At 75.6% G+C, this 14,877-nt stretch carries 18 protein-coding genes; 7 read left to right on the top strand and 11 right to left on the bottom strand.

Going from position 1 to position 14,877, the window contains the following annotated elements; all coding sequences use genetic code 11:
- Positions 1–16: 16 nt before the first annotated feature.
- The 3 genes from AB6N24_RS02570 to AB6N24_RS02560 all read right to left on the bottom strand — a co-directional run bounded on the left by AB6N24_RS02570 (position 17) and on the right by AB6N24_RS02560 (position 1,576).
- A complete protein-coding gene (locus tag AB6N24_RS02570) occupies positions 17–724 on the bottom strand; it encodes a hypothetical protein (protein WP_412867868.1) in 708 nt (235 codons plus the stop codon).
- Between the two features lie 83 nt (positions 725–807).
- A complete protein-coding gene (locus AB6N24_RS02565; protein ID WP_412867867.1) occupies positions 808–1,083 on the bottom strand; it encodes a hypothetical protein in 276 nt (91 codons plus the stop codon).
- Positions 1,084–1,213: 130 nt separating this feature from the next.
- On the bottom strand, positions 1,214–1,576 hold the full coding sequence (locus AB6N24_RS02560; RefSeq protein WP_412867866.1) for a gamma-glutamylcyclotransferase family protein: 363 nt from the start codon (positions 1,574–1,576) through the stop codon (positions 1,214–1,216).
- A 149-nt stretch (positions 1,577–1,725) separates the two neighbouring features.
- On the opposite strand from AB6N24_RS02560, the gene AB6N24_RS02555 reads away from it, so the two are divergent.
- The 3 genes from AB6N24_RS02555 to AB6N24_RS02545 all read left to right on the top strand — a co-directional run bounded on the left by AB6N24_RS02555 (position 1,726) and on the right by AB6N24_RS02545 (position 3,212).
- Positions 1,726–1,995 carry a hypothetical protein gene (locus AB6N24_RS02555; protein ID WP_412867865.1) on the top strand — a complete coding sequence of 90 codons (270 nt, stop codon included), beginning with the start codon at positions 1,726–1,728 and terminating at the stop codon, positions 1,993–1,995.
- Between the two features lie 363 nt (positions 1,996–2,358).
- Positions 2,359–2,727, top strand: a complete 369-nt coding sequence (locus tag AB6N24_RS02550) for a hypothetical protein (RefSeq protein ID WP_412867864.1) — start codon at positions 2,359–2,361, stop codon at positions 2,725–2,727.
- Between the two features lie 17 nt (positions 2,728–2,744).
- Entirely contained in the window at positions 2,745–3,212 is a 468-nt protein-coding gene (locus tag AB6N24_RS02545) for a hypothetical protein (protein ID WP_412867863.1), read from the top strand.
- A gap of 21 nt (positions 3,213–3,233) precedes the next feature.
- On the opposite strand, the gene AB6N24_RS02540 is transcribed toward AB6N24_RS02545, so the two are convergent.
- Complete coding sequence (locus AB6N24_RS02540) at positions 3,234–4,205, bottom strand: GlxA family transcriptional regulator (protein WP_412867862.1); 972 nt, start codon at positions 4,203–4,205, stop codon at positions 3,234–3,236.
- A gap of 71 nt (positions 4,206–4,276) precedes the next feature.
- Here AB6N24_RS02540 and AB6N24_RS02535 point away from each other — a divergent pair, with 71 nt between their 5' ends.
- The gene (locus AB6N24_RS02535; protein ID WP_412867861.1) at positions 4,277–5,134 is read left to right on the top strand and encodes an MBL fold metallo-hydrolase; all 858 of its coding nucleotides are present in this window, start codon (positions 4,277–4,279) and stop codon (positions 5,132–5,134) included.
- Between the two features lie 181 nt (positions 5,135–5,315).
- Here the strand turns inward: AB6N24_RS02535 and AB6N24_RS02530 are convergent, their stop codons facing one another.
- Positions 5,316–6,266, bottom strand: coding sequence for a sugar phosphate isomerase/epimerase family protein (locus AB6N24_RS02530; protein WP_412867860.1), 951 nt, complete (start codon positions 6,264–6,266; stop codon positions 5,316–5,318).
- Positions 6,263–7,426 carry a Gfo/Idh/MocA family protein gene (locus tag AB6N24_RS02525; protein WP_412867859.1) on the bottom strand — a complete coding sequence of 388 codons (1,164 nt, stop codon included), beginning with the start codon at positions 7,424–7,426 and terminating at the stop codon, positions 6,263–6,265. Before AB6N24_RS02525 ends, AB6N24_RS02530 begins: the two co-directional genes overlap by 4 nt.
- 244 nt (positions 7,427–7,670) lie before the next feature.
- On the opposite strand from AB6N24_RS02525, the gene AB6N24_RS02520 reads away from it, so the two are divergent.
- A complete protein-coding gene (locus tag AB6N24_RS02520; protein ID WP_412867858.1) occupies positions 7,671–8,117 on the top strand; it encodes a hypothetical protein in 447 nt (148 codons plus the stop codon).
- A gap of 111 nt (positions 8,118–8,228) precedes the next feature.
- Here AB6N24_RS02520 and AB6N24_RS02515 read toward each other — a convergent pair whose 3' ends face one another.
- Both AB6N24_RS02515 and AB6N24_RS02510 read right to left on the bottom strand, forming a co-directional pair.
- Positions 8,229–9,791 carry a mannitol dehydrogenase family protein gene (locus tag AB6N24_RS02515; protein ID WP_412867857.1) on the bottom strand — a complete coding sequence of 521 codons (1,563 nt, stop codon included), beginning with the start codon at positions 9,789–9,791 and terminating at the stop codon, positions 8,229–8,231.
- Positions 9,788–10,900 (bottom strand): LacI family DNA-binding transcriptional regulator, encoded by a 1,113-nt coding sequence (locus tag AB6N24_RS02510; protein ID WP_412867856.1) that lies wholly within the window; start codon positions 10,898–10,900, stop codon positions 9,788–9,790. The genes AB6N24_RS02515 and AB6N24_RS02510 overlap by 4 nt, the downstream gene beginning before the upstream one ends.
- 159 nt (positions 10,901–11,059) lie before the next feature.
- On the opposite strand from AB6N24_RS02510, the gene uxaC reads away from it, so the two are divergent.
- Together uxaC and AB6N24_RS02500 are read left to right on the top strand one after the other, a co-directional pair.
- On the top strand, positions 11,060–12,511 hold the full coding sequence (gene uxaC, locus AB6N24_RS02505; protein WP_412867855.1) for a glucuronate isomerase: 1,452 nt from the start codon (positions 11,060–11,062) through the stop codon (positions 12,509–12,511).
- 217 nt (positions 12,512–12,728) lie between these two features.
- Complete coding sequence (locus AB6N24_RS02500; RefSeq protein WP_412867854.1) at positions 12,729–13,481, top strand: SDR family NAD(P)-dependent oxidoreductase; 753 nt, start codon at positions 12,729–12,731, stop codon at positions 13,479–13,481.
- A gap of 78 nt (positions 13,482–13,559) precedes the next feature.
- Here AB6N24_RS02500 and AB6N24_RS02495 read toward each other — a convergent pair whose 3' ends face one another.
- The 3 genes from AB6N24_RS02495 to AB6N24_RS02485 all read right to left on the bottom strand — a co-directional run bounded on the left by AB6N24_RS02495 (position 13,560) and on the right by AB6N24_RS02485 (position 14,850).
- Positions 13,560–13,901 carry a hypothetical protein gene (locus AB6N24_RS02495; RefSeq protein ID WP_412867853.1) on the bottom strand — a complete coding sequence of 114 codons (342 nt, stop codon included), beginning with the start codon at positions 13,899–13,901 and terminating at the stop codon, positions 13,560–13,562.
- A 152-nt stretch (positions 13,902–14,053) separates the two neighbouring features.
- Positions 14,054–14,467 (bottom strand): VOC family protein, encoded by a 414-nt coding sequence (locus AB6N24_RS02490; RefSeq protein WP_412867852.1) that lies wholly within the window; start codon positions 14,465–14,467, stop codon positions 14,054–14,056.
- A 5-nt stretch (positions 14,468–14,472) separates the two neighbouring features.
- Positions 14,473–14,850, bottom strand: coding sequence for a helix-turn-helix transcriptional regulator (locus tag AB6N24_RS02485; protein WP_412867906.1), 378 nt, complete (start codon positions 14,848–14,850; stop codon positions 14,473–14,475).
- Positions 14,851–14,877: the final 27 nt, after the last annotated feature.

The following is a 14,877-nucleotide window of genomic DNA, read 5'->3' as shown; positions in this document are numbered from 1 at the left end:
ACGTGGCTGTCCCGCGTCAGGCCTCGGTCTCCTCGGGAGCGGGTCGATCCGCGTGGCCGACGTCGACCGGCGTGCCCGGCCACAGCGGACGGGCGTCCCGAGCCGCGGCACGCAGCGCCGTCGCGTCCAGGGTCGTGCGGGTCTCCTCGATGCCCTCGTCCGGCCACGCGCACACCGCGTGCAGGTCGCCGGCTGGCGGCAGCGGCCACAGCCAGACGTCGCGGCGCCACGTCGGGCCGTAGACCCAGGGCGCGTTCAGCGGCTGCATCACGGGCCGCCGGGGCTCCCAGGTCTGCGGGTCCGTGTCCTCCGGGATCTCCGTCCAGGGCGACGGGTCGAGCGTCGTGACCCGCCGGCCGTCGGCGTACTCGAAGCCCCAGCGCAGCCCGCCGGGAGGCAGGGCGAGGTTCAGCGTGCCGCGCCCGTGCGTCACGTCGAGCTCGGACATCATGCGGCGGCGCAGGTGGCGTGCGCTGCGGCGCGTGACGATCGCCATCCGCAGCACGGCGCCGGAGGCGTAGGCGCGGGCGCCCTCGACCAGCACCGCGGTGGTCGTCGAGCGGCCCAGCACCGCGCTGCCCGCCCAGAGGCCGGCGTGCAGGTGCGTCGGTGGCCCCTGCCAGTCCAGGTCGGGCAGGCCCTCGTCGCCCGCGTCGTCGACCTCGTCCGGCGGCACCGCGGGCTCGACGGGCGGGAAGAAGGACTCGCGCGGCGGCAGGGTCACGACGACATCCTGGCCGTGACCCCGGTCGGGGACAACGCCCGGAGTCGCGGTCGCCGCCCGCGTCGGTCAGGACGGGCCGCGGGTCACGCGTCCGTCAGGAACCGCTCCGCCTCGGCGACGAGCGACGCCGCGAGCTCGGACATGAGCGCCTGGCACGTCGCCCACGCGCGGTCCTCGCCCAGCGCGTCGCCGGCGGCGTGCGCGGCGAGACCGGAGCGGAAGGCGCGGAAGACGGCGCCCTTGGGGTCGCCGAGCAGCAGGGGTGCGGTCAGCACGAAGCGCTTGGCCCACGTGTCGCCGTACTGGCGTCGGATGCCGGCGTACGTGGGCGCGAACTCCGGGTGGGTGTTGACGTCCATGCGCTTCGGATCGGCACACCGGGCGTGGACCTGAGCGGCGGAGCGGGCGAGGTCACGACGTGAGACGCACGCGCGCGACGTGACCCCCGAGGTGCCGTCGTCCTCGGGCGCGTGCCCGGCGTCGAGCCCGTCAGGCCGTCCGTCCGGGCGTGACGTGCGCGCGGCTGACGTACGCCCACGCCGTCGCGCCGGACGCGAGCGTGACGGCGACGCGCACGTAGTCGTCCACCTCGTACGTGTCCGCGGCGGCGAGCTCGTCGGGCGTGAGGACCAGCAGGCTCCCGGCGACGACGTCGCTGTCCCGGCCCGTCGGCACGAGCGCCGGGTGGTGCGCCAGGCCGCTCGTCCGGACGACCTCGGCGTCGTGGATCTCGATGAGCTCGGTGCGGTAGCCCGGGAGCGCGTCGGCGGTCATGGCGAGCTCGCGCTCGAACGTCGCGCGCTGGACCTTCGGGTCCTGCAGGGTCCCGTACGAGAAGAGGTGCTCCGCCATGGCGCCATCGTGCCCGATCGGGCAGGACGGTCGGCCCGGGCGGCGCCCGCGGCGCATCCGGCCGACGCTGGGTGGGACCACATCCACGGCCCGCCGTGCAGCCGGACGGGGCGGTCCGGGGAGTCTCGTCGCACACTCCGGAGGAGCTCATGGCCAAGGTGACGCAACCGCTGACGGACGACAGCATCCAGGTCCGCCAGGTCTCGCACTACCAGTTCTCGTGGGTGCCCGGTGAGCCCGGGCAGAACGGCACGTACACGCTCCAGCTCGTGCTGGACCAGGGTGCGTGGGAGGAGGTCCTCACCCTGACCGCCGACGACGCGGACGCGCTGCAGGACCTCTTCGTCGCGCAGGGCACGGTGCACTACGACATCCGTCGCCGCGTGCTGCTGTTCGGCGTCAAGAGCCCGGGCAGCTGACGTGCGGTCCGCGGCCGCCGGGGGCGTCCCGGCGGCCGCGGACCGTCGCCCCGACCTCTGCGGGCTCGGCCCGCGCCCCCGTCGCACCGCACGCGCTGCCCCGTGCGCCCGACCAGCCGCTCGGCACCGCGGTCCGGACGGCCCGAGGGAGCCGCTCGGGCCCCCGTGCTCCGAACGGGTGGCGGGGGGCGGCGGGTCGGGGTGAACCTGGTGCCCGCGCAGGGCGCGAGAACGGGACGGACCGGGACAACACGGACAGTGCGGGCGGACGGGCGGTTGCCGCTCCGCCGGACGCTCCGGACGATGGCACGCGGCGCGGTGCTGCGCCCCACCACCACACCGTGCCAACCGAAAGGGCCCACCATGGCCACGCCCGACGCCGCGCTCCAGCAGATCCTCGAGCTCGACGGAGCCCTCGCGATCGCCCTCGTCGACCTCGGGAGCGGGATGGCGCTCGCGCAGCAGTCGAAGGTGCCGTTCGACCTCGAGCTGGCCGCCGCCGTGAACACCGAGGTCATCCGCGCCAAGATGCGCGCGATCGAGAGCCTCGGCCTCGGCGAGACGATCGAGGACATCCTCATCACGCTCGGCAGCCAGTACCACCTGATCCGGCTCTCGGCGCGCGCCGACCTGGCCGGCGTCTTCTCCTACCTCGTCCTCGACCGCAGTCGCTCGAACCTCGCGCTCGCACGCCGTGCGCTCAAGGGGCTCGAGGACCAGCTCGACATCTGAGCCCCGGGCACCGCGACATGCCCGACCAGCTCTCCGACGTCCTCGACCGCCTGCAGGCGGTCGGGGACGTCGAGCACGTCCTGGCCCTCGACACGGTCGACCGGGTCGTCCTGGCCGACGGCGCCGCGCCCGACGCGCACGTCTCGGCGGCGCGGGCGGTCGCGGCGACGCTGGCCTTCCTCGACACGACGGGGGAGTCGGTCGTGCGGTCCGTCGTCGAGACGGCCGACGCGACCTACTACGCGGTGCACGACCCGGCCGGGCTCGTCGTGGTCCTCGTCGGGCCGTCGGCGTGGAACGTGGCGCTCGTGCGGCGCTCGGCCGACGCCGTCCTGCGCGACGCCGACGCGGCGGCGCTCGTCGGCCCGCTGCGGGAGCAGCGCCGGACGCAGCCCGCCGCGGGGTCGGACACCCGCACGCCCGCGCGCGGCACGTTCGCCGAGGTGCGCCGCGCGGCGATCCGCACGACCGGCACCGGGGCCTGACCCCGCGAGGCGCACGCTGCGTCAGGCGACGCCGACGGCCCCCGCAGGGCGGAACGCCGCCCGGTGGCCCCCCGGGCTCACGCCGAACCGCGCCCGGAAGTGCTGGCGCAGCGACGCCGCGCCCCCGAACCCGCAGCGCTGCGCCACGCGCTCGACCGTCTCGTCCGTGGCCTCCAGGAGCACGCGCGCGCGGTCGAGCCGCTGGTCGAGGAGCCACTGCTGCGGGCTCGTGCCGGTGCGCTCGCGGAACCGGCGGGTGAACGTCCGTCGGGACATCGTCGCGGCGCGCGCCCACGCGTCGAGGTCGACGTCGTCGGTGCCGAGGCGGGCCAGCGCCCACGACATCGCCGCGCCCAGCGGGTCGTCGTCCTGCGTCGCCGGCACGGGCGCCTCGATGAACTGGGCCTGCGAGCCCGAGCGGTGGGGCGCCAGGACGAGCGCACGCGCGACGGCGCTCGCGACGAGGGCGCCGTGGTCGGTGCGCACCAGGTGCAGGCACGTGTCGAGCGCCGCGGCGACGCCCGCCGATGTGACGACGTCCCCGAGGTCGCACCACAGCGCGTCGGAGCGCACGCGCACCGCGGGGTGGGCGCGGGCGAGCTCGTCGGCGGCCTCCCAGTGCGTCGCGACCTCGCGCCCGTCGACGAGCCCGGTCGCGGCGATCGCGAAGCTCCCGAGGCAGAGCCCGACGAGCCGTGCGCCCCTGGCGTGCGCCGCGCGGAGGGCGGCGACGAGCTCCGCGTCGGGCGGGGTGCCGCGCGTCCAGCTCGGGACGACGACCGTGTCCGCCTCGGCGAGCAGCTCGAGGCCGTGGCGGACGGTCAGGTCGTAGCCCGCGCTCGTGGTGAGCGTCCCGGGTCGCTGCGCCGCGACGCGCACGCGGTAGGGGAGCCCGCGCGCGGCCAGCGCCTCGTTGCCGAGCACCGTGGTCGGCACGGCGAGGTGGAACGGGCTGATGCCCTCGAACGCGAGGACGGCGACGTCGTGCGGCATGGCCCGATCCTATCGACCATGTGCCCGCGGGCCACTGCCGCGGACCCGCCGGTGCGGGGCAGGGTGGCGGCATGGACCTCGACCCCGCAGCCACGACCAGTGCCCCGACATCCCCCTCGCCGACCCCCGCGACACCGGCGACCGCCGCACCGGAGCGTGCGCGGCCGACCACGACGCTCGTCGGCGGCCCGACCCTGCGCCTGACCTACGCCGGCCTGACGTTCCTCACCGACCCCACGTTCGACGAGCCGGGCACCTACCCGTCGCCGGGCGCGACGCTCACCAAGCTCCGCGGCCCCGCGGTCGACGCCGCCGCGCTCGGGCCCGTCGACGTCGTCCTGCTGTCCCACGACGAGCACGCCGACAACCTCGACGCGTCCGGCCGTGCGCTGCTCCCCTCCGCCGGGAGCGTGCTGACGACCCCGGCCGCGGCGACCCGGCTCACCGAGGTGCCGGCCGTGCGCGGCCTCGAGCCGTGGGAGGACGTCACGCTCGCCGGGCCTGCCGGGGACGTCGTCGTGACCGCCGTGCCCGCCCGGCACGGGCCCGAGGGCTGCGAGCCGTTCACGGGCCCGGTCACCGGCTTCGTCCTGCGCGCCGACGGCGAGCCGACGGTCTACGTGTCCGGTGACAACGCGTCCGTCGAGCTCGCCGCGGACATCGCCCGGCGCGTCCCCGACGTCACGCTGGCGGTGCTGTTCGCCGGGTCCGCGCAGACCGACGGGTTCCCCGGTGAGCCGCTCACGCTCGACGCGGAGCGCGCGCTCGCGGTCGCGCGGCTGTGGCCGGACGCGCTCGTCGTCCCCGTGCACACCGAGGACTGGGCGCACTTCAGCGAGCCGCTCGCGCTGCTCGTCGAGACCTTCGACGCGGCGGGCGCTGGTGACCGGCTGCGGGTCCCGCACCGGGGCGAGACCGCCTCCGTGTGACGCGCCGGCCCGCGTCCGCCACCGTGTGACGCGCCGGCCCGCGTCCGCTCCTGCGAGGGACGGGTGCGGGCCGCCGTCCCGGCACCGCTGCGTCTCGGCGCCGCTGCGTCTCGGTGCGACCGGGACGGCGGGCTGGTGGCTCTGCGCGTAGAGCCGGTGGCGCTGTGCGGTGCGCTCCGCGTCAGAGGTGCGGCAGCACGTGCCGGGCGTAGCGGTCGGCCAGCGTCGCGACGGTCTCGTCGCCGGGGGCGTCCCAGATCTCCTGCCGGAAGATCTCGACCTCGACGTCCCCGGTGTACCCGGCGGCGGCGACCCAGCGGGTGATCGTCGCGAAGTCCACGTACCCGTCGCCGACGTGGCCGCGGGAGAGCAGCGCGTCGGCGGCGAGCGGGAGGACCCAGTCGCACACCTGGTAGCCCGCGAGCCGGCCCTCGGCGCCCGCGCGGGCGATCTGCCGCTCGAGGTCCGGGTCCCACCACACGTGGTACGTGTCGACGACGACCCCGACCGTCTCGGCCGGGAACGGCGCCGCGAGGTCGAGCGCCTGGCCCAGCGTCGAGATCACCGCGCGGTCCGCCGCGAAGATCGGGTGCAGCGGCTCGAGCACGATCCGCACGCCGTGCTCGGCCGCGAACGGCACGAGGTCGGCGATGCGGTCGGCCACGCGGGCGCGGGTCGCGACGAGGTCGCGCGCGGGGTCGGTCCCCGCGGCGGTGCCCGACGCGTCGGACGCCGCCGTCGGTGCCGCGCCACCCGATCCCGGGTACGGCAGGGCCGGTCCGCCGGGCGCCGACGCGGCGGGCAGCCCGCCGACGACGAACACGAGCTCGCGGGTCCCCAGCGTCGCCGCCTCGACGACCGCGGCCCGGTTGTCCGCGAGCGCCGCGGCGATCCCGGCGTCGTCGGACGCGGTCAGGAAGCCCCCGCGGCACAGCGACGACACGCGCAGCCCGGCGTCGGACACGATCTTCGCGGCCAGCGGCGCACCGACCTCCTGCACGCGGTCACGCCACAGCCCGACGGCCGGCAGCCCGGCGCGCGCGGCGCCGTCGACGGCCTCGCGCAGGTCCCACGCCTTGGTCGTCGCGGTGTTGAGCGAGAGCCGGGCCAGGTCGGGGGACCCGGTCGTCACAGCGCGATCTCGGGGATCTCGAGGCGACGGCCCTCGGCCGAGGACTGCAGCCCGAGCTCGGCGAGCTGCACGCCGCGCGCGGCCGAGAGCAGCCCGAAGCGGTGCTCGCGCCCGGCGACGACGTCGCGCAGGAACTCCTCCCACTGCAGCTTGAAACCGTTGTCCAGGTCGGCGTTCGCGGGGACCTCGAGCCACTGGTCGCGGTAGGACTCGGTGACGGGCAGGTCGGGGTTCCAGACGGGCTTGGGGGTGTGCGCGCGCTGCTGGGCGACGCAGCGGTTGAGCCCCGCGACGGCCGAGCCCTCGGTGCCGTCGACCTGGAACTCGACGAGCTCGTCGCGGTACACGCGCACGGCCCAGGACGAGTTGATCTGCGCGACGATCTCCTCGCCCGCGGGGCCCTCGACCTCGAAGATGCCGTACGCGGCGTCGTCGGCGGTGGCCGAGTAGGGGCGGCCCTTCTCGTCCCAGCGGGTCGGGATGTGCGTGACGGTCTTCGCGGTGACGGCCTTGACGGAGCCGAGCAGGCCCTCGAGGACGTAGTTCCAGTGGCAGAACATGTCGGTGGTCATGCCACCGCCGTCCTCCTTGCGGTAGTTCCAGCTCGGGCGCTGCGCGGGCTGGTGCTCGCCCTCGAAGACCCAGTAGCCGAACTCCCCGCGCAGCGACAGGATCCGCCCGAAGAAGCCCTCGTCGACGAGCCGACGCAGCTTCACGAGGCCGGGCAGGTAGAGCTTGTCGTGGACGACGCCCGCGGTGACGCCTGCGTCCCTGGCCACGCGCGCGAGCTCGACGGCCTCGGTGAGCGTCTCGGCGGTCGGCTTCTCGGTGAAGATGTGCTTGCCCTGCTTCATCGCCGCGGTCAGCGCGGCGTACCGGCGCGACGTCACCTGGGCGTCGAAGTAGATGTCGATCGTCGGGTCGGCGAGCAGCGTGTCGACGTCGGTGCTCCACTCGGCGACGCCGTGGCGCGCCGCGAGCTCGCGGACCTTGCCCTCGTTGCGCCCGACGAGCACGGGCTCGACCTGCACGACCGACCCGTCCTCGAGCACGACGCCGCCTGCGTCGCGGATCGCGAGGATCGAGCGGACCAGGTGCTGCCGGTAGCCCATGCGACCGGTGATGCCGTTCATCGCGATGCGGAGCGTGCGGGACGTCATTGTCTCTCCGAGTGGGGTAGGCGCGGGAATGCGCTTTCCACGATAGGGCGCGCGGAACGTCGTCGTCAAGGTCGCGCTCCCGGCGTGCCGCACGCGAGGTCAGGGGCCGCCGCGTTGCCCGATGGGGCACGTCGCCACCGCGCCGACACCCGCTGCCCGCGCTCCTCGCTACCGTCCCGGCTGTGCGTCGGCGCCGCTCGTGGCTGTGCCGGCGCACCCGTCCGGATACGAGCAGGGGAGAGAGATGAACGGGAAGCAGGGGTTCGGGCGCATCGTCGCCACCGTCGTCGCCGTGATGGCGCTCACCGTCGTGGTGCCCGCGGGCGCCGCGCAGGCGGGCACCACGTGCAGCGCCTGGAGCGGGTGCTCGCACGTCGAGAACGCCGACGCGCTGACCATCACGGCGCGGCGCAACTGGACGTGCTCGACCGGCACCACCGGGACCGCGAGCACGACGTGCGTGAGCGGGGCCTCGCTCACGCTGTACAACGGCGGCCAGACGCCCACCAACGAGGACTGGGACGTCGTCCAGGTCGACGGCGGCTGGTGCTACAAGATCCGCTTCATCAACTGGTACGGCAAGGACTGGACCGTGCGCTACGACCGCCGCGGCACGTCGAACACCTACGTCAAGGTCGAGAACGGCAGCCGCGCGATCGTCCAGGACCAGAGCACGAGCAGCTGCCCCTGATCCCGGCGCGACGGCCGCACCGCGACGACCGCGGTGGGGCCGGGTGACCGACCGGCGCACCCCGGTCGACCGGGAGCCGTGCTCGGCGCGGCGGCTCCCGGTCGGCCGGGGTCAGGCCTCGCGGACGTCCGCGAGCAGCTCGCGCACCGCGGCGCGCACGGCCGCCCGCATCTCGGGGGAGTCCCCGACCTCGGCCGGGAACACCGCGCGGAGGTCGAGCATCCGGTCCGCGAGCCCGTCCTCCGGGCCTGCTGCCGCGGCGCGCAGCACGTCGGCGAGCGGGTCGTCGAGCGGCAGCACGTCGCCGGTCACGGACGTGCCGCGCCGCACGAACACGACCCACGCCGCGACCGCCCGGGCCACCGCGTGCGGGACCGCCCCGGCGGCGAGCCGGTCCGCGGCCGTCGCGAGCAGCCGGAACGGCAGCTTCTGCGAGCCGTCCATCGCGACCTGGATCGTCGTGTGCCCCGTGTTCGGGTTCGCGAACCGCTCGAGCACCGAGTCGCGGTAGGTGGGCAGGTCGAGGCCGTCGGGCGGCGTGAGCGTCGGCAGCACGTCCTCGTCGATCAGCGCGCGCGCGACCTGCTCGAGCGCTGGGTCCTGGACGGCCTCCGCGATGGTCCGGTAGCCGTGCAGCGCCCCGAGGTACGCGAGCGTCGAGTGCGTCGCGTTGAGCACCCGGAGCTTCGCGCGCTCGTACGGCGCGACGTCGCCGGTCAGCGTCGCACCGGCACGCTCCCACGCCGGGCGCGGGCCGGCGAAGTCGTCCTCGACCACCCACTGCGTGAACGGCTCCCCGACGACGAGCCCCTCGTCGCGCAGCCCCAGGACCGCGCGCGCCTGCACCCGGTGCTCCTCGGTCGTCGCGGGGACGATGCGGTCGACCATCGTCCCGGGGAACCGCACCGACTCCTCGACCCACGCGCGCAGCGCCTCCGCGCCGGGGACCGCGTCGAGCAGCCCGGTCACGAGGCGGCGCACCTGGGCCCCGTTGTCCACCATGTTGTCGCAGCACACGACCGTGACGGGCGCGCCCGACGTCGCGTGCCGGCGGGCGAGCCCGCGCACGAGCAGGCCCACCGACGTCGCGGCCGGGCGCGCGTCCGGCCCACCTGCGCCCGGAGCCCCGAGCTCGGCCGCCAGCGCCGTGAGGTCCGCCTGCGTGCCGGCGTCGTCCAGGTCGGGTCCGCCGCCCGGTGCGCGGCGGTAGCCCTTCTCGGTCACGGTCAGCGAGACGACGTGCGTCGTCGGCGCGGCCAGCCGGTCGAGCACCTCGGGGGTGTGCGTGCCGGGGAACGCGACGCCGCGCAGCGAGCCGATCACCCGCAGCGACGTCGTGTCGCGGCCCTTCGTGAGCACGCCGTAGAGCCCGTCCTGCGGCGCGAGCTGCTCGGCGACACGCGCGCTGCGCTGAGTGACGCCGAGGATGCCCCAGCGCGTCTCCCCGGTCGCGGCGGCGGCGTCCTCGGTGTGCACGGCCTGGTGCGCGCGGTGGAACGCGCCGAGCCCGAGGTGCACGATCCCGACCTCGACCGCGCGCGGGTCGACCGCAGGCGGGTTCCACGTGGGCGCCCCGGCGTGCGCCGCCGCGGCGGCGTCGAGGGTCGCGAGGGAGAGCCGCGGGGCGTCGGCGGCGGCGTCGGCCGGGGCCGCGTCGGTGGGGGTCGTGGTCACGGTGCGCCTCCAGGGGCGGTGTCGGTCGAGCTGCGGACGACGAGCTCGACGGCGAGCCGGTGCCCGGGCGCGGTGGGGTCGGCCGCGTCGGGGGCGGGCGCGTCACGGTCGGGCGCAGCAGGGGCGGCGGAGCCGGGACCTGCGGTCGATGCTGCCCGCCCCGGCGCGGCGCCGGTGCGACGACCGGTGCCGGCGACGGTGCCGAGGCCGAGCAGGGTGTCGACCGCGGCCCGGCCGAGGCGCCCGAACGGCACGGCCACCGTGGTGAGCGCAGGCGAGACGAGCGTCGCGGCGGGCACGTCGTCGTAGCCGACGACCGAGACCCCGCCCGGCACGGCGGTGCCGCGCGAGCGCAGCCGGTCGAGGATCCCGAGCGCCATGAGGTCGTTGTGCGCGAGCACCGCGGTCGCCCGCGAGGCCGCGACGAGGTCGGCCGCGGCGACGCCGCCCGCGAACACGGGGGCGAAGTGGCCGAGGTCCACGACCTCGAGGCCGGGGAGCCGCTCGGCCGCGCGGAGCAGGCCGGCGTGGCGCTCGCGGTCCGACCACGAGTCGGCCGGCCCGCCCGCCCACGCGACCCGGCGGTGGCCCAGGGCGTGCACGTGCGCGGCCGCCTGGCGCACGCCGTCGACGTTGTCCACCACGACCGACGCGACGCCGGGCGCCTCGCGGTTCACGAGCACGACGGAGCGCCCCGCGCTGAGCCGGGTCAGGGCGGTCTCGCTCATGCGCGGCGCGCACAGGATCACGCCGTCGGCCTGCGCGCCGAGCTGCGTCACGAGCTCGGTCTCGAGGTGCGGGTCCTCCTCGGAGTCCGCGACGAACACCGCGTAGCCCGCGGCGCGCGCCCGGGACTGCACGGCCTTGGCGACCGCCGCGAAGAACGGGTTCTCGAGGTCGGGGACGACGAGGCACAGGTTGCCGGTGCGCCCGGTGATGAGCTCGCGCGCCGCGCGGTTGGGCCGGTAGCCGAGCTCGCGGGCGGCGCGGTGCACCTGCGCGCGGCGGTCGGTCGAGGTCGAGCCCGAGGCCGCGAGCGCGCGGGAGGCCGTCGCGGGGGAGACGCCCGCAGCCCGCGCGACGTCGCGCAGCGTCACCGGTGCCGTCATGGATGCGATTGCACCACGAGCCGGTGGCCGCGTGCAACGACCGTCTCGCTGTGGCGTTGTCCGGGCTCCGGATCGGCGCTAACGTCGACGCAAACGATTGCACGGCGATGCAGTGTGAGTCACCGAGGACCGCCCGCACGCCCGGCACAGGGAGAGACCGTGACCCCCGAGACCCCCGCCCGGCCCACGGGCTGGACGCTGCACCCCGACCGCGCCCTGCCCGCGGACCCCACGACCCGCGCGCTCGCCCGCGAGATCCTGGCGGCGACCGTCGACCTGCCGATCGTGTCGATGCACGGCCACGTCGACGCGGCCCTGCTCAACGCCGACGAGCCGTTCGGCAACCCTGCCGAGCTGTTCGTCGTCCCCGACCACTACCTCGTGCGGATGCTCGTCTCGCAGGGCGTCCCGCACGACGCGCTCGGCGTCCCGCGCCGCGACGGCCGCCCGGTCGAGGCCGACCCCCGCGCGATCTGGCGCACGTTCGCCTCCCACTGGCACCTGTACCGCGGGACCCCGACGCGGTTCTGGCTCGAGCACGTGCTCGCGGGCGTCCTCGGGCTCACCGAGCGCCCGTCCGCGGAGTCGGCCGACCGCCTCTACGACGCGATCAGCGAGCGCCTCGCCGAGCCGCGGATGCGCCCGCTCGCGCTCGTCGACCAGTTCCGCATCGAGGTCCTCGCGACCACCGACCCGGCGACCGCGACCCTCGTGGACCACGCGGCGCTCGCGGGCCGCGGCTGGGGCGAGCGCATCGTCCCGACGTTCCGCCCGGACGCCCTGCTGCACCTCGACCGCCCGACGTGGCGCACCGACCTCGACCTGCTCTCGGAGCGCTCCGGGATCGACGCCACGACCTACACCGGGTACCTGCGCGCGCTCGAGCAGCGCCGTGCGGCGTTCGTCGCGGCCGGCGCGCGCGCGACCGACCACGGGCACCTGCGCGGCGACACCTCCCCGCTGCCCGTCGCCGACGCGGAGCGGATCTTCGCCGCCGCGGTGCGCGGCGAGGTCGAGGCGCCCGAGGCCGAGGCGTTCAGCGGGCACATGCTGTTCGAGATGGCGCGGATGTCGTCCGAGGACGGCCTCGTGATGCAGCTCCACCCCGGCGTCCTGCGCGACCACGACCCCGCCGTCTTCGCGGCACGCGGGCCCGACGTCGGCTACGACATCCCGGTGCCGACCGAGTTCACGCACGCGCTGCGCCCGCTGCTCACCGCGTTCGGGCACCACCCGGGCCTCCGGCTCATCGTGTTCACGGTCGACGAGGACACGTACTCGCGCGAGCTCGCGCCGCTGGCCGGCGTCTACCCGGCGATGCGGCTCGGGGCGCCGTGGTGGTTCCTCGACACGCCCGACGGCATGCGCCGGTTCCGCGAGGCCGTCACGGACAGCGCGGGCTTCTACAACACGACCGGGTTCGTTGACGACACGCGCGCCTTCTTCTCGATCCCTGCGCGCCACGACCTCGCGCGCCGCATCGATGCGGGGCACCTGGCGCGCCTCGTCGCGGAGCACCGGCTCGACCTCGACGAGGCCGTCGAGACCGCCGTCGACCTCGCGTACCGCCTCCCGCTCGCGTCCTACCCGAGCCCTCGATCGGGGGAGTAGACCCCCGAGCCCGCGGACGGCTACCGTGCGGCCACGGCGCGCCCCCCGCACGTGGCGCCCGGTGGCACGACGACGGCCGCAGCGCCGTCGACCGGCCTCCCCGGCGACGACGTGCACCGCGCCGACAACCCGTGTCTGCACGGCCGGTGACCTCGGCGTGCCCTGCCGCCGCCCCGGCGCAGGCGCCCCGCGGCTCCGGTGAGCCCAAGGAGTGGGGATGGACAACCTCGAGGGTCGTCGCGCGCTGGTCACCGGCGGCGCGGCCGGCATCGGGAAGGCGATCGCGCTCGCGCTCGCCCGGGCCGGCGCCGACGTCGCGGTCACGCACCTCGCGCACGACCCCGCGCCCGTCGTGGAGACGATCGAGGGCCTCGGCCGCACGAGCGAGTCGTTCCAGCTCGACGCGCGGCACAGCTGGGACGTCGACCACGTCGTCGCGAAGGCCGCGGAGGTGCTCGGCGGCGGGATCGACATCCTCGTGAACAACGCGGGCGGGCTCGTCGACCGGCAGCTCGTGCACCAGATGGACGACCAGCACTGGCACCAGGTCCTCGACCTCAACGTGTCGAGCGCGTTCTACGCGACGCGCGCGGTGCTGCCGTTCATGCCCGACGGCGGCCGCGTCGTCATGATCAGCTCGCTCGCCGCGCAGGACGGCGGCGGCACCGGCGCCGTGGCGTACGCGACCGCGAAGGCCGCGATGGACGGGTTCACGCGCGGGCTCGCCCGCGAGCTGGGCCCGCGTCAGATCACCGTCAACGCGATCGCCCCGGGCTTCATCACCGCGACGCCGTTCCACGCGACGCACACCCCGGAGCCGGCGCAGCGCGCCGCGGTGGCGTCGACGGCCGTCAAGCGTGCCGGCGTGCCGGACGACGTCGCCGGGGCGGTCGTCTACCTCGCGTCCGGCGCCGCGGGCTTCATCACCGGGGCGATCCTCGACGTGAACGGCGGCGCGCACTTCCGCTGACCCCTCCGCGCGTACGGGCCGGGCAGCACGCCGGGGTCGGGCCCACGGGCTCGACCCCGGCGCAGGGCCGCTCGGGTGCTACTGCAGCACCATCCCGGTGACGTAGCGGTAGTCGCTCCAGCCGCCGCCGCCCTCGAAGCTCAGGTAGACGTTGACCGTCTCGCCGCGCGTGTAGCTCGCGGGGATCGACGCGCACGAGTTCGCGTTGTCGCCCCCGGTGTCCCAGGCGGACGCGTCGGCCCCGTTGTCCCAGGCCTCGTAGTGCACCCCGGCGAGCGCGCCCGCGCCCGAGTTGTAGACCCGGACGCACACCTTCCGGGCCGACATGTCGAGGTACGCGTACGCCTTCCACTCGCCCGCGCGCGCGAGCACGACGTCGTTGGAGGCGGCCGCGGCGGGCAGCGCACCCAGCCCGATCACCGCCGCAGGGACACACGTGAGAGCAGCAACCCACCTGCCGAGACGTCGCACGGTCCAGACCTCCTCATCGAGGCGCCGGGCTCGTCCCCGAGCGCCGCCGGGACGCTAGCACGAGCCTCAGGGCGAGGCGACCGATCGGTAGGCGTTGCGGGTCAGGCGCGCGGCTGGTTGAACCGCAGCATGTTCCCCGCGGGGTCGCGGAACGCGCAGTCGCGCACCCCGTAGGGCTGGTCGAACGGCTCCTGGAGGACCTCGGCGCCCGCCGCGCGGATGCGCTCGAACGTCTCGTCCACGTCGTCGGTGCGGAAGATGACGCCGCGCAGCATCCCCTTGGCGAGCAGCTCGGCGGCGGCCTGCTTGTCGGCGGCCGAGGCGTTGGGGTCCGCGAGCGCCGGCTCGAGCACGATGTCCACGTCGGGCAGCGAGGGCGAGCCGACGGTGATCCACCGCATGTTCTCGAAGCCGACGTCGTTGCGGACCTCGAGCCCGAGGACGTCGCGGTAGAAGACGAGCGCCTTGTCGAAGTCGTCGACGGCGATGAAGCAGGAGGCGAGGGAGATGTCCATGCGCCTCACGCTAGGGGCGGCGGTGCGGGCCGCGCTTCTCCGTTCCTGACCGGTCGCGTGGCGACCTTCGTGACGCACGCGGGGATCGGCGCGTCGTCGTGCACCCGGGCCCGGTAGGCGCTCGGGCTCTCGCCGACGAGCTCGGTGAACCGCGAGCTGAACGACCCGAGCGACGTGCAGCCGACCGCCATGCAGACCTCGGTGACCGAGAGGTCGCCGCGCCGCAGCAGGGCCTTCGCGCGCTCGATCCGGCGCGTCATCAGGTACGCGTAGGGAGTCTCGCCGTAGGCCTCGCGGAAGCTCCGCGAGAAGTGGCCGGCCGACATGAGCGCGACGCGCGCGAGGGCCGGGACGTCGAGCGGCTGCGCGTAGTCGCGGTCCATCGTGTCGCGCGCGCGGCGCAGCCGGAC

Origin of the sequence: Cellulomonas jepli (assembly GCF_047229345.1) — a bacterium.
Classification (GTDB): Bacteria; Actinomycetota; Actinomycetes; order Actinomycetales; family Cellulomonadaceae; genus Cellulomonas_A.
Note: the sequence above shows the minus strand (reverse complement) of the source record. Positions and strands in the feature narration are given on the sequence as shown.